This window comes from Pseudarthrobacter sp. NPDC092439, assembly GCF_044754945.1.
Lineage (GTDB): Bacteria > Actinomycetota > Actinomycetes > Actinomycetales > Micrococcaceae > Arthrobacter.
In genome coordinates this window covers 195,997-208,035 of the sequence record NZ_JBIVQB010000002.1, presented here as the reverse complement: position 1 = coordinate 208,035, position 12,039 = coordinate 195,997, and the positions used below count along the sequence as shown (strand labels likewise).

The window sequence follows — 12,039 nt, the reverse complement described above, 5'->3', positions numbered from 1 at the left end:
GGGCCCGTGGCCCCACGCTGTCCACATAGCAGTGCCGGCTGGTGTGGGCCTGCGGAGCCTCCAAGCGATTCTGGGCAGGTGGAAATTTCTGATTTTCTCCAGAGGCAAGGCGGAGTCGCCAGGACCGGTCAGCTCGAGCGTGCCGGATTCGGCCGGGCGGCCATCCGTTATTCGGTCAACCACGGCATGGTGACAAAGGTCCGGCGCGGTGTCTTCGCGCTGCCGGTGACTCATCCTTTACGGGAAGCTGGTCCACTCACCAGACATGATGGTGGCTGAAGTCCTGGCAGTTCTTGAGCTCAGGCGGAATGGCGAATCTCGGCCGGCAGACCCATTTGCGTGACTTTTGGGCTCCGCCAAAGTCACTTCCGTAGAAATCCAGGGTGTGAGCCACAGCGTGCCCCTAAAAGCCACGCAAACCCGGCGGCGGGTCCGCTGGAGGCAGCGACCCCGGAAGCCCTACGCTTCTTCGTCCTCGAATGCCCACTCGAACATGTCGAAGACGAACTCGGAGAAGGTGCCTTCTTCGGACTTCCACTGGCCGCGGGCGTTGTTGCGGCGGTAGACGATGGGGTCCGGAACGCTGAGGTCGCCGATGCGGAAGCCCCAGGTAAAAGCCTCCTCCTCGTCCTCAAGGAACATCAGGAAGCCTTCGTCGTCCACCTCGAGCTCTTCCGGGTCCCAGAAGTAGTGGTACGCCTCCATGAGGTCCTCGCAGCCGCCCAGGGCCAGGTAGAACTCGCGGAGGACCAGCGGGATCTGGAACTGGTGATCGGCCAGGGCCGCCTCCAGCTCCTCCGGCGTGAGCCCGTCCTCAGGCTGCCATTCGTCCTCGAGATACTTTGGAACAAGCGCGCGGAATTTCTCGAGGAACATGTCAGTCATGCTCATATCCTAGCTAACTGCGGGTGTGCCACTCGCCGCTCCGGGCCTCGCTGCGCTGCCATCCGCGGACCGCCAGCGGGATGTACCAGGACCGCCGCCAGGCCACTACCCGGAAGGCGAAAACAACGGCCGCCACGGCGCAGGCGGTCGCTGCATTGAATGTTCCGGTCACCCATAAGACGGCGGTAAGGGCCGCGCCGCTGAATGCCGGCAGGGCATAGAGGTCGCGGGCGTCGAAAAGCTGCGGCACCTCATTGGCGGTGATGTCGCGCAGCAGCCCGCCGCCGACCGCCGTGGTCAGGCCCAGCAGCACCGCGGCGAACGGGTTCATGCCCAGCGTCAGGGCCTTCAGGGTGCCGGTGATGCAGAACAGGGCAAGCCCGCCGGCATCAAACAGCACCAGGAGGGAGGTGTACCGCTGCACGCTGGAGAACAGGAAATACACCAGCACCGTGGCCAGGACGGGAGGGACCAGGTAGGCGGGGTTGGTGAAGGCCGCCGGGACGGAGTTGAGGATGATGTCCCGGATGACGCCGCCGCCCAGGGACACCAGCGAAGCCAGCAGCAGGGAACCCACAAAATCGAACTGTTTCCGCGCGGCCAGCAGCGAGCCGGACACCGCGAAAAAGAACACGCCCGCAAGATCCAGCCACACCAGGGCGATGTCAAAAGGGAATGTCATGGAACGTCCCTGCGGTTAAAAGAAGGCGGACAGCGGCTGCTCCAACGTTACGCTAGCCCGTATGAACAGCCCCGTCATGATCGCCTGTGCCCATGGGACGTCCAGCGCAGAGGGCGCCGCGGAGGTCACCGCCCTGCGCGCCGCAATCACCGGCCTCCGCCCCGGCCTGGACGTCCGGGAAGCCTACGTGGACGTCCAGGAACCCGACCTGGTGGATGTCGTGGCAGGCCTGCCCGACGGGGTGACCGCCGTCGTCGTGCCTTTGCTGCTCAGCGTGGGCTACCACGTGAAGGTGGACATCGCCCGCGCCGTGAAGAGCCGGCCCGGCATGGCTGCCGCCGCGCCGCTGGGGCCGGATCCCCGCCTGGCCGCTCTGCTTGACCAGCGGCTGCGGGAAGCCGGCGCTACTGACAACGACGCGATCATCCTCGCGGCCGCAGGCTCCTCCAATCCCAACGCCGCCGTCAGTGTCGAGGAGCTGCTGGAGCAGTTGCGGCGGCTGCGGTCCAACCGGATGGTCGCCGCTTACGGTGCCTCCGCCAAGCCTTCCGTGCCCGACGCCGTCGCCATGCTTCGCGAGGAACTCGCCGGGGGTGCCGGGGCGGGGGAGTCCGCCGGAGGGGTCGACGTCGGCGGCCGGGTGGTCATAGCGTCCTACCTTCTGGCGCCGGGCTTCTTCCACGACCAGCTCGCGAAGGCCGGCGCGGACCTGGTCACCGAGCCACTGCTGCCGTCCCCCGCACTAGCCGAAATTGCGCTCGAAAGGTACGACGCCGCCGTCGCCGAAGCCAGCGCCTCCGGCGTTTCGTGACGAAATATTTCCCTAGGTGACTTAGCGTTTCCGGGCCTTTGTGACGCCTTTCCGGCGGGACCTACAGTCGATGCATGACTGATACAGCTCTAGCCGGAGCGTCGGCGGATTCCGCTGCCACCAAGCGCCCCGCCCGCCCTGCCCGTCCCGCTGCAAAGCCGCACGGGCAGTGGAAAGTTGACGGCAAAACGCCCCTGAACGCCAACGAAACCTGGAAACAGGAAGACGACGGCCTCAACGTTCGCGAGCGTATCGAGACCATCTACGCCAAGGAAGGCTTCGACGCCATCCCCGGCCAGGACCTGCACGGCCGCTTCCGCTGGTGGGGCCTCTACACCCAGCGCAAGCCCGGGATCGATGGCGGCAAGACCGCAACCCTTGAGCCGCATGAGCTGGAAGACAAGTACTTCATGCTCCGCGTGAGGATCGACGGCGGCGCGCTCACCACCGAGCAGCTGCGCGTCATCGGCCGGATCTCCGTGGACTTCGCCCGCGATTCCGCCGACCTCACCGACCGCCAGAACATCCAGCTGCACTGGATCCGCGTCGAGGACATCCCCGAGATCTGGAACCGGCTGGAGGCTGTTGGCCTGTCCACCACCGAGGCCTGCGGCGACGTTCCCCGCGTCATCCTGGGCTCGCCCGTGGCCGGCATCGCCAAGGACGAGATCATCGACCCCACTCCGCTCATCGAGGAGCTGGGGGAGCGGTTCATCGGCAACCCGCTGCTGTCCAACCTGCCGCGCAAGTACAAGTCCGCCATCACGGGCCACCCCAGCCAGGACGTGGTCCATGAGATCAACGACTTCGCGCTGGTGGGCGTCCGCCACCCGGAACTGGGCGTCGGCTACGACCTCTGGGCCGGCGGCGCGCTGTCCACCAACCCGATGCTCGGCAAGCGCCTGGGCGCCTTCGTGAAGCCGGAGCAGGCCGCCGACGTGTGGCTGGGCGTCACCAGCATCTTCCGTGATTACGGCTACCGGCGCATGCGCACCAAGGCCCGCCTGAAGTTCCTGATGGCCGACTGGGGTCCGGAGAAGTTCCGCCAGATCCTGGAGGACGAATACCTCGGCTACAAGCTGGCCGACGGTCCGGCCGCGCCCAAGCCCACCACCCCGGGCGACCACGTGGGCGTGCACGAGCAGAAGGACGGCAAGTTCTTCATCGGCGCCACCCCGGTGGCCGGCCGCCTGTCCGGCGCTGCGCTGGTCAAGCTCGCGGACACCCTCGAGGCCCGCGGTTCCTTCCGGCTGCGCACCACCCCGCACCAGAAGCTCGTTGTCCTGGATGTTGACAAGGACCAGGTGGAGCCCCTAGTGGCGGAGCTGGACGCCCTGGGCCTGTCCGCCCGCCCGTCCGTTTTCCGCCGCGGCACCATCGCCTGCACCGGCATCGAGTACTGCAAGCTGGCCATCGTGGAGACCAAGCACACCGCCGCCACCGCGGTTGCCGAGCTGGAGCGCCGCCTGGCGGACCTCGCCGGGTCCGGTGAACTGCCGCAGGCGCTGTCCCTGCACATCAACGGCTGCCCCAACTCCTGCGCCCGCATCCAGACGGCGGACATCGGCCTCAAGGGCATGATGCTTCCCACGCCCGACGGCGATCCCTCCCCGGGTTTCCAGGTCCACCTGGGCGGCGGGCTGGCCAACAACAACCGCGAGGAAGCCGGCCTGGGCCGGACCGTCCGCGGCCTGAAGGTGTACGTCGACGACCTGCCGGACTACGTGGAGCGCGTTGTCCGCACGTTCGTGGCCCAGCGCTCCGAAGGTCAGACCTTCGCCGAGTGGGCCCACGCAGCAGACGAGGAGGCACTCCAGTGAGTAAGCATGCACTGGGGGCTGACCCCGTTGTTGATACCGCTGAAGCCGCCGCGCAGGTTGAGGCCACCGCGGCAGCAGCCCCCAAGCGCCCCGCGGAGGAACTGAAGGCCATCGCCGAAGCCGGCGCCGCCGAGCTCGGCTGGGACGCCCCCGCTGCAGACGTGATCGCCTGGGTGGCGCGCAACTTCGAACTCCCGGCGGTCGCCGTCGCCTGCTCCATGGCCGACGCCGTCCTGCCGGCTCTCGTCGCTGACCAGATGCCCGGCGTCGACGTCCTGTTCCTGGAGACCGGCTACCACTTCCCGGAAACCTACGCCACGCGCGACGAGGTGGCCGCGAACCTCCGCGTCAATGTGGTGGACGTGCTCCCGGAGAACACCGTGGAGCAGCAGGACCGGCTCTTGGGCAAGGACCTGTTCGCCCGCGATGCCGCCCAGTGCTGCGCCCTCCGCAAGGTGGCCCCGCTGCAGCGCACCCTGGCCAAGTACGAACTGTGGTTCACCGGTGTCCGCCGCGACGAGGCCCCCACCCGCACCAACACGCCGCTGGTGACCTGGGATGAGAAGAACGGCCTGGTCAAGGTCAACCCGATGGCCGACTGGACGTTCGACCAGCTGGTCCAGTACTCCGACGACAACCTCCTGCCCGTCAACCCGCTCCTGTCCCAGGGCTACCCGTCCATCGGATGCCAGCCCTGCACCCGCAAGGTGGCTCCCGGCGAGGATCCCCGCGCCGGCCGCTGGGCAGGAACCAACAAGACAGAATGCGGACTTCACGTATGAGCACTTCACTGACCGAGGAGACCACCCAGGTGACTGACGCCGCCGTTTCCACGCGCCTCTCCAGCCTGGACACCCTCGAATCCGAGGCCATCCACATCATCCGCGAGGTTGTTGCCGAGTTCGAGAAGCCCGCGCTGCTGTTCTCCGGCGGCAAGGACTCCGTGGTGATGCTGCACCTGGCCACCAAGGCGTTCTGGCCGGGCAAGGTCCCGTTCCCCGTGCTGCACGTGGACACCGGGCACAACTTCCCCGAGGTCATCGACTTCCGCGACCGCACCGTGGAGCGCCTGGGCCTGAAGCTCGTGGTGGGCTCCGTGCAGGAGTTCATCGACCGTGGCCAACTGGCGGAGCGCGCCGACGGCACCCGCAACCCGCTGCAGACCGTCCCGCTGTTGGACGCCATCCAGCAGAACAAGTTCGACGCCGTGTTCGGCGGCGGCCGCCGCGACGAGGACAAGGCCCGCGCCAAGGAGCGCATCCTGAGCCTCCGTGACGAGTTCGGCCAGTGGGACCCGCGCAACCAGCGCCCCGAGCTGTGGAACCTGTACAACGGCCGCCACACCGTAGGCCAGCACGTCCGTGCCTTCCCCATCAGCAACTGGACCGAGCTGGACATCTGGCGCTACATCGAGCGCGAAAACATCGAGCTTCCCGGCCTGTACTACGCCCACGAGCGCGAGGTCTTCGCCCGCGACGGCATGTGGCGCGCGGTGGGCGAGGTGTCCCAGCCGCTGCCGCACGAGGAAGTCATCACCAAGACCGTCCGCTACCGCACGGTGGGCGACATGTCCTGCACCGGCGCCGTGGAGTCCGACGCGTACACCGTGTCCGACATCGTGGTTGAAGTCGCTGCCTCCACCCTGACCGAACGTGGCGCCACCCGCGCAGATGACCGCATCTCCGAGGCAGCCATGGAAGACCGCAAGAAGGACGGGTACTTCTAATGAGCACCGACACTTTGGCTTCGGAGCTGGAGACAGCCCTGCCCACCACACTTTTCCGGTTCGCCACCGCGGGATCGGTCGACGACGGCAAGTCCACCCTGGTGGGGCGCCTCCTGCACGATTCCAAGGCCATCCTGGCTGACACGCTCGATGCCGTCGCCCGGACTTCCGCGGACCGCGGCTTCGGCGGGGACAAGGGCGGGATTGACCTGGCGCTGCTGACCGACGGCCTGCGCGCCGAGCGCGAACAGGGCATCACCATCGACGTGGCCTACCGCTACTTCGCCACCGACCGCCGCAGCTTCATCCTGGCCGACTGCCCCGGGCACGTGCAGTACACCAAGAACACGGTGACCGGCGCGTCCACCGCGGATGCCGTCGTCGTCCTCATCGACGCCCGGAAGGGCGTCCTGGAGCAGACCCGCCGGCACCTGTCCGTGCTGCAGCTGCTGCGCGTGGCACACGTGATCGTGGCCGTGAACAAGATCGACCTGGTGGACTTCAGCGAGTCCGTGTTCCGCGACATCGAAGCGGACGTGCAGCAGGTTGGCCGCGAACTCGGCCTCGGCTCCGACGGAATCAGCGACCTGCTGGTCATCCCCGTCTCCGCCCTCGACGGCGACAACGTGGTGGACCGGTCCGAGCGCACCCCCTGGTACACCGGCCCGGCGCTGCTCGAAGTGCTCGAAACCCTGCCCGCCGCGGACGAACTCGAAAGCCACCTGGAGAGCTTCCGCTTCCCGGTGCAGCTGGTCATCCGGCCGCAGGGCGCCCTGGCTCCCGACGCGGTTGCCGCCGGCCTGGACGTCGAGGCCTACCGCGACTACCGCGCCTACGCGGGCCAGATCACCGAGGGCTCGGTCAAGGTGGGGGACAAGGTCTCCGTGCTGACCCCCGGCCAGGACCCGCGCACCACCACCGTGGTGGGCATCGACTTCGCCGGCTCCTCGCTGGAGGAAGCCGCCGCCCCGCAGTCCGTCGCCCTCCGCCTGGCGGAGGAGTTCGACGTCGCCCGCGGTGACACCATTGCTGCCGCAGGCACCGTCCGCGAAGCGTCCGCAGACCTGTACGCGGCGCTGTGCTGGCTGTCCCCGAAGCCGCTCCGCGAGGGCCAGAAAGTGCTGGTCAAGCACGGCACCCGCACGGTCCAGGCACTGGTCCGCAACGTCTCCGGAAAGCTGGACCTGGCCTCCTTCCAGCTGGAGCCGGCGTCCAGCCTGGAACTGAACGACATCGGCAACGCGCAGCTCCGGCTCGCCGCACCGCTGCCGCTGGAGAACTACCTGCACCACCGCCGCACGGGAGCCTTCCTGGTGATCGACCCGCTGGACGGCAACACGCTGGCTGCCGGCCTGGTCAAGGACCACCCCGGCGACCACGAGGACGAGCGCTACAGCATCTAAAGACGCATAACCGGCCACTGCCCGCATAACCGGTGTTGCCCGGCAACTGTTATGCGGTGCCGGGCCGGTTATGCGGATTGCCCCTCGAGGACCGACTTCAGCTTCCGCAGGTCCTTCCGGGTTTCCCGGCGGATCATCGGCGCCATGAACAATCCCGCCAGCCGAGAGAAACCCGAGGGGCTCCCGCTGTTGCCGAGGGTCATGCGGGTGCCGCCGCCGTCGTCCGTCCACGTGTAGGTGGTCTGCATGGGGAAGGGGCCCTGCGAGGTGCGCATGACCAACCGCTCTCCGGGGACGTACTCCACGAACTCGTACGTGTAGTTGAGCTCGCGGCCCAGGAATTTGGCCGTGAACGCGACCCTGGACCCGATGCCGATGGGGCCGTCCGTGAGCCGTTGCGCGCGGTGGATGTTGGTGTACCACTGCGGTGCGTTGTCCGGGTTGGCTGCGTACTCCGCCACCTCGGTGCGGGGACGGTTGATGACCGTCTCGGTCTGGACATTGACCATAGGTGCCTCCTGGTTGCGGGGTTAGTCTGGAACCCACGTTAGTCCGGGGCGGCGGGAGGACCATGGAGACCATCAACGGCAAGCTGCTGAACTGGGCGTCCATCCTGGATGAGAAGACCCGCGAGCAAGCTGTGATGACCGCCGGCCTGTCCTTCATCTACCCGCATCTGGCGCTGATGCCGGACGCGCACCTGGGCAAGGGTGCCACCGTGGGGTCCGTGATTCCGACGCTCGGCGCGATCATTCCGGCGGCGGTGGGCGTGGACATCGGTTGCGGCATGATCGCGGTGCGGACGCAGTACTCGCTGCCCGACCTGCCCGCGGACCGGCGGCCGCTCAGGGAAGACATCGAGCGGGCTGTCCCCCTCTCCGCCGGGCACAATAACAGGAAGGTGCTTCCGACGGCGGAGCCCCGGGTTGCTGAGCTGAAGTCCCGCGCCGCCGCGGCCGGGTTCGATCCGGCCCGGTACGTCGAAAAATGGGACCTGCAGCTGGGGTCCCTCGGCTCGGGCAACCACTTCATCGAGGTGTGCGCGGACGAAACCGACCGGGTGTGGCTGTTCCTGCACTCGGGCTCGAGGGGCATCGGGAACAAGATCGCCCAGCACCACATCCGCGTGGCCCGGCAGGTGGCGGCAAGGCTGAAGGTGCACCTCCCGGATCCGGACCTGGCCCACCTGGAGGAGGGCACGCCTGAATTTGACCGGTACATCGCCGAGCTCCGCTGGGCCCAACACTTCGCACTGCTCAACCGCGAGGAAATGATGGACCGGGTCACCGCCCGGTTTGCGCGTTTCGTGGGCGGGCCCGTGGAGGAACTGGAGCGGATCAACTGCCACCACAACTTCACCCAGCAGGAGACGCATTACGGGAAGTCCGTCTGGGTCTCACGCAAGGGCGCGATCAAGGCCGAGCGCGGAGATCCGGGACTTATCCCCGGATCGATGGGCACGGCGTCGTACGTGGTGGAGGGCCTGGGGAACCCGGCGTCCCTGAACTCCTCGCCGCACGGGGCGGGCCGGGAGTACTCCCGCAACGCGGCGCGGAAAGCCTTCACCCTTGAGGAGCTCAAGCGGGCCATGCGGGGCATCGAGTTCCGGGCGTCCGCGGCGTTCATCGACGAGATCCCCGCCGCGTACAAACCCATCGACGTGGTGATGCAGGACGCCGCGGACCTGGTCACGGTGCGGCACACGCTCCGGCAGCTGGTCAACGTCAAGGGGGACTAATGTGACGCCAGATTAACCCGCGTGACCCCGGGTTTCCGCGTCATTGTATGGGGTTTGGGCCACTCCCTATGGTGAAACAATGACTAGTTCCAAGCCCGGGATGAGGCGCATCGTGGCAGGCGAAAGCGCAGTGCCACGGCGCAGGCGTGCCATCGAGGCTGCCCTGGCCATCGGGCTTGTCCTGCTGATCGTGGCAGGAGCCGTAGTGGCGTCCAACCTTTCCAGGAACAGCGGGGCGGAAGCCGCCGCTTCGGGTCCGGCCGCAGAGCTCCGGCTGGGTTACTTCGGCAATGTGACGCACGCGGCGGCGCTGGTCGGCGTGAAGAACGGCTACCTCGCCGGGGCCCTGGGCAGCACCAGGCTCAGCACCGAGACCTTCAACGCCGGCCCGGCAGCCATCGAGGCCCTCAACGCCGGCGCCATTGATGCCGCCTACCTGGGCCCCAACCCTGCCATCAACTCCTTTGCCAAGAGCCAGGGTGAGTCCGTGCGCGTCATCGCCGGGGCAGCGGCGGGCGGTGCGCAGCTGGTGGTCAAACCCGGTATCAGCTCCGCGTCGGACCTGCGCGGCAAGACCCTGGCCACGCCCCAGCTGGGCGGCACCCAGGACGTCGCCCTCCGCGCCTGGCTGGCCAAACAGGGATTCAAGACCAACGTGGACGGCAGTGGCGACGTCGTCATCAACCCGACGGACAACGCCCAGACCCTCAAGCTTTTCCAGGACGGAAAGCTCGACGGCGCATGGTTGCCTGAGCCTTGGTCCTCCCGCCTGGTGCTCCAGGCCGGAGCCAAGGTCCTGGTGGATGAAAAGGACCTGTGGGACGGAACCGGAACAGGCAAGCCGGGCCAGTTCCCCACCACGGTGCTGATTGTGAACCAGCGGTTCGCCGCCGCCCACCCGGACACCATCCAGGCGCTGCTGGCCGGACACGCGGAGTCGGTGGCGTGGCTGAACAAGGCGCCGGAGGCCGAAAAAGCGCAGGTTATCAATGCGGCGCTGCAGGAGGCTGCCGGGGCGGCCCTGGCCGGTGACGTGCTGGACCGCGCCCTCGCCAACATCACTTTCACCCTTGACCCGCTGGCCGGAAGTTTCCAGCACCTGCTGCGGGACGGCGTCGAGGCCGGAACTACCAAGGAAGCCGACATCAACGGCCTGTTTGACCTCCGCGCACTCAACCAGGTCTCCGGCGCCGAACGGATATCCGCCGCCGGCCTCGGCCAGGACTGACCCGCTCTTCCACCAACTTAAGGACCCACCATGCCAGTCGTACTGGAACACCTGGGCAAGCGCTTTGGCGACGGCGCCCCGGTACTGGATGACGTCAACGCCACCATTGCCCCGGGTGAGTTCGTTGCCCTCCTTGGTGCATCGGGCTGCGGCAAGTCCACCCTGCTGAACATCATCGCGGGGCTGGAGCCGCCGTCGTCGGGCGCTTTGGAGGTGCCCAGCGATGGGGCGGCGTTCATGTTCCAGGACGCGGCGCTGTTTCCGTGGCTGACGGCACGGGAGAACATCCAGCTGGCGCTGAAGATGCGCGGGGTGGGCAAGGCGGAGCGCCAGGCCAAGGCGCAGGAGCTGCTGGAGCTGGTGCACCTGGATGCCGCCGGCGACAAGCGCCCCCACGAGCTTTCCGGCGGCATGCGGCAGCGCGTGTCCCTTGCCCGCGCGCTGGCGCAGGACCGGCAGCTGCTGCTCATGGACGAGCCGTTCGCCGCACTGGATGCCATCACCCGGGACCTGCTGCACGACGAACTCGAGCGCATCTGGAAGGAAACCGGCCGGACCATCGTCTTCGTCACCCACAACGTCCGCGAAGCCGTGCGGCTGGGACAGCGCGTGCTGCTGTTGTCCTCCCGCCCGGGCCGCGTGGTCCAGGAATGGGACGTCACTGAGGAACACCGTACCGACGCCGGGCTCGCCGGCCAGCTGACCGGGGTCATTACGGCCCGGCTGCGTGAGGAGATTCGCCGCCATGCCAAGTAACCCCACCCCGATTGAGGACAGGCAGCGCGCCGACGCCCCGCACATCCACGCCGCGTTGACCCGCACGTCCACCGGTAAGGAGGACCTGAGGCAGCTCGAGTCCGGCTTGGATTCGCTGCAGTCGGACGCCGCGGGCAGGCACCGGATCGACTGGTCCCGTGCTCTCCTGCCGGTCGCCGCGCTGGCGGTGCTGGTCCTCATCTGGCAGTTCTATGTGTCCCTTGGCTTTAAGCGCCGGGATCAGGTGCCCGGACCGCTGGACGTGCTGGGGCAGCTGGGAACGCTCTGGGGCGACGCCAAGCTGCAGGAAGCGGTGTGGACCTCGCTGGAGCGCGGGCTGGTCGGCTTCCTGATTTCCGTGGCCATCGCGACGCCGGTGGGGCTGCTGCTGAGCCAGGTCGCGCCGCTCCGCCGGGCGTTCGGGCCGCTGATTTCCGGCCTGCAGGTGCTGCCGTCCGTGGCGTGGGTCCCGGCGGCGATCATCTGGTTCGGCCTGACCGACGCCACCGTGTACTTCGTGGTGTTCATGGGTGCGATCCCGTCCATCATCAACGGGCTGATTTCCGGCGTGGACCAGATCCCGCCCCAGTACCGCCGCGTTGGCACCGTCCTTGGTGCGTCCCGGCTGCAGATGGCGCTGCAGATCATCCTGCCGGCCGCACTTCCCGGCTACCTGGGCGGGCTCAAGCAAGGCTGGGCCTTCTCCTGGCGCTCGCTGATGGCCGCCGAAATCATCGCGGTGGGCGGGACCATCGGTTTCGGACTGGGCTCCCTGCTGGACCAGGGCCGCGACCTCTCAGACATGACCATAGTGATGGCTGCGATTCTGCTGATCCTCGGCGTCGGGATCCTGATCGAACTGCTGGTGTTCGGCCCGATCGAGAAGCGTCTCCTGCGCCGCCGCGGCCTCCTGGCCGGCAGTACGCGCTGAGCCGGGCGAGGGAACCGCACTTCTCTGGCGTCCCCGGGCCGGCCGGGTATAGCTTGAAC

The 12,039-nt window shown here is 67.6% G+C and carries 13 protein-coding genes; 10 read left to right on the top strand and 3 right to left on the bottom strand.

All coding sequences use genetic code 11. The features are described 5' to 3' along the window. The first annotated feature begins 6 nt into the window (after positions 1 to 6). Positions 7 to 279, top strand: a complete 273-nt coding sequence (locus tag ACIQCM_RS05755; RefSeq protein WP_400604647.1) for a type IV toxin-antitoxin system AbiEi family antitoxin domain-containing protein — start codon at positions 7 to 9, stop codon at positions 277 to 279. A 180-nt stretch (positions 280 to 459) separates the two neighbouring features. On the opposite strand, the gene ACIQCM_RS05750 is transcribed toward ACIQCM_RS05755, so the two are convergent. Both ACIQCM_RS05750 and ACIQCM_RS05745 read right to left on the bottom strand, forming a co-directional pair. Continuing rightward, entirely contained in the window at positions 460 to 885 is a 426-nt protein-coding gene (locus ACIQCM_RS05750; RefSeq protein ID WP_400604645.1) for a hypothetical protein, read from the bottom strand. 13 nt (positions 886 to 898) lie between these two features. After that, the gene (locus ACIQCM_RS05745; RefSeq protein WP_400604643.1) at positions 899 to 1,567 is read right to left on the bottom strand and encodes a trimeric intracellular cation channel family protein; all 669 of its coding nucleotides are present in this window, start codon (positions 1,565 to 1,567) and stop codon (positions 899 to 901) included. Positions 1,568 to 1,628: 61 nt separating this feature from the next. Between ACIQCM_RS05745 and ACIQCM_RS05740 the strand changes: the two genes are divergently transcribed. The 5 genes from ACIQCM_RS05740 (at position 1,629) to ACIQCM_RS05720 (ending at position 7,327) form a co-directional block, all read left to right on the top strand. Further along, entirely contained in the window at positions 1,629 to 2,378 is a 750-nt protein-coding gene (locus ACIQCM_RS05740) for a sirohydrochlorin chelatase (RefSeq protein WP_400604641.1), read from the top strand. 74 nt (positions 2,379 to 2,452) lie between these two features. Beyond that, positions 2,453 to 4,198 (top strand): nitrite/sulfite reductase, encoded by a 1,746-nt coding sequence (locus ACIQCM_RS05735; protein ID WP_400604639.1) that lies wholly within the window; start codon positions 2,453 to 2,455, stop codon positions 4,196 to 4,198. After that, positions 4,195 to 4,980: a phosphoadenylyl-sulfate reductase gene (locus tag ACIQCM_RS05730; protein WP_400604637.1), complete on the top strand. Its 786-nt coding sequence runs from the start codon at positions 4,195 to 4,197 to the stop codon at positions 4,978 to 4,980. The genes ACIQCM_RS05735 and ACIQCM_RS05730 overlap by 4 nt, the downstream gene beginning before the upstream one ends. Next, positions 4,977 to 5,924, top strand: coding sequence for a sulfate adenylyltransferase subunit CysD (gene cysD, locus ACIQCM_RS05725; protein WP_400604635.1), 948 nt, complete (start codon positions 4,977 to 4,979; stop codon positions 5,922 to 5,924). Before ACIQCM_RS05730 ends, cysD begins: the two co-directional genes overlap by 4 nt. After that, positions 5,924 to 7,327 carry a sulfate adenylyltransferase subunit 1 gene (locus ACIQCM_RS05720; RefSeq protein WP_400604633.1) on the top strand — a complete coding sequence of 468 codons (1,404 nt, stop codon included), beginning with the start codon at positions 5,924 to 5,926 and terminating at the stop codon, positions 7,325 to 7,327. The genes cysD and ACIQCM_RS05720 overlap by 1 nt, the downstream gene beginning before the upstream one ends. Before the next feature lie 68 nt (positions 7,328 to 7,395). Here the strand turns inward: ACIQCM_RS05720 and ACIQCM_RS05715 are convergent, their stop codons facing one another. After that, entirely contained in the window at positions 7,396 to 7,836 is a 441-nt protein-coding gene (locus tag ACIQCM_RS05715) for an SRPBCC family protein (RefSeq protein WP_400604631.1), read from the bottom strand. A 62-nt stretch (positions 7,837 to 7,898) separates the two neighbouring features. Between ACIQCM_RS05715 and ACIQCM_RS05710 the strand changes: the two genes are divergently transcribed. The 4 genes from ACIQCM_RS05710 to ACIQCM_RS05695 all read left to right on the top strand — a co-directional run bounded on the left by ACIQCM_RS05710 (position 7,899) and on the right by ACIQCM_RS05695 (position 11,980). Then, on the top strand, positions 7,899 to 9,065 hold the full coding sequence (locus tag ACIQCM_RS05710; RefSeq protein WP_400604629.1) for an RtcB family protein: 1,167 nt from the start codon (positions 7,899 to 7,901) through the stop codon (positions 9,063 to 9,065). A 100-nt stretch (positions 9,066 to 9,165) separates the two neighbouring features. Then, complete coding sequence (locus ACIQCM_RS05705; RefSeq protein ID WP_400605431.1) at positions 9,166 to 10,293, top strand: ABC transporter substrate-binding protein; 1,128 nt, start codon at positions 9,166 to 9,168, stop codon at positions 10,291 to 10,293. 30 nt (positions 10,294 to 10,323) lie between these two features. Continuing rightward, positions 10,324 to 11,049, top strand: a complete 726-nt coding sequence (locus ACIQCM_RS05700) for an ABC transporter ATP-binding protein (RefSeq protein WP_400604627.1) — start codon at positions 10,324 to 10,326, stop codon at positions 11,047 to 11,049. Next, complete coding sequence (locus ACIQCM_RS05695) at positions 11,039 to 11,980, top strand: ABC transporter permease (RefSeq protein WP_400604625.1); 942 nt, start codon at positions 11,039 to 11,041, stop codon at positions 11,978 to 11,980. Before ACIQCM_RS05700 ends, ACIQCM_RS05695 begins: the two co-directional genes overlap by 11 nt. Positions 11,981 to 12,039: the final 59 nt, after the last annotated feature.

What these genes read in the sequence shown, in the direction of transcription:
- ACIQCM_RS05750 (WP_400604645.1), bottom strand. Translation starts at nt 885, where the DNA reads ATGACTGACATGTTCCTCGAGAAATTCCGCGCGCTTGTTCCAAAGTAT.
- ACIQCM_RS05745 (WP_400604643.1), bottom strand. Translation starts at nt 1,567, where the DNA reads ATGACATTCCCTTTTGACATCGCCCTGGTGTGGCTGGATCTTGCGGGC.
- ACIQCM_RS05740 (WP_400604641.1), top strand. Translation starts at nt 1,629, where the DNA reads ATGAACAGCCCCGTCATGATCGCCTGTGCCCATGGGACGTCCAGCGCA.
- ACIQCM_RS05735 (WP_400604639.1), top strand. Translation starts at nt 2,453, where the DNA reads ATGACTGATACAGCTCTAGCCGGAGCGTCGGCGGATTCCGCTGCCACC.
- cysD (WP_400604635.1), top strand. Translation starts at nt 4,977, where the DNA reads ATGAGCACTTCACTGACCGAGGAGACCACCCAGGTGACTGACGCCGCC.
- ACIQCM_RS05720 (WP_400604633.1), top strand. Translation starts at nt 5,924, where the DNA reads ATGAGCACCGACACTTTGGCTTCGGAGCTGGAGACAGCCCTGCCCACC.
- ACIQCM_RS05715 (WP_400604631.1), bottom strand. Translation starts at nt 7,836, where the DNA reads ATGGTCAATGTCCAGACCGAGACGGTCATCAACCGTCCCCGCACCGAG.
- ACIQCM_RS05710 (WP_400604629.1), top strand. Translation starts at nt 7,899, where the DNA reads ATGGAGACCATCAACGGCAAGCTGCTGAACTGGGCGTCCATCCTGGAT.
- ACIQCM_RS05705 (WP_400605431.1), top strand. Translation starts at nt 9,166, where the DNA reads ATGAGGCGCATCGTGGCAGGCGAAAGCGCAGTGCCACGGCGCAGGCGT.
- ACIQCM_RS05700 (WP_400604627.1), top strand. Translation starts at nt 10,324, where the DNA reads ATGCCAGTCGTACTGGAACACCTGGGCAAGCGCTTTGGCGACGGCGCC.
- ACIQCM_RS05695 (WP_400604625.1), top strand. Translation starts at nt 11,039, where the DNA reads ATGCCAAGTAACCCCACCCCGATTGAGGACAGGCAGCGCGCCGACGCC.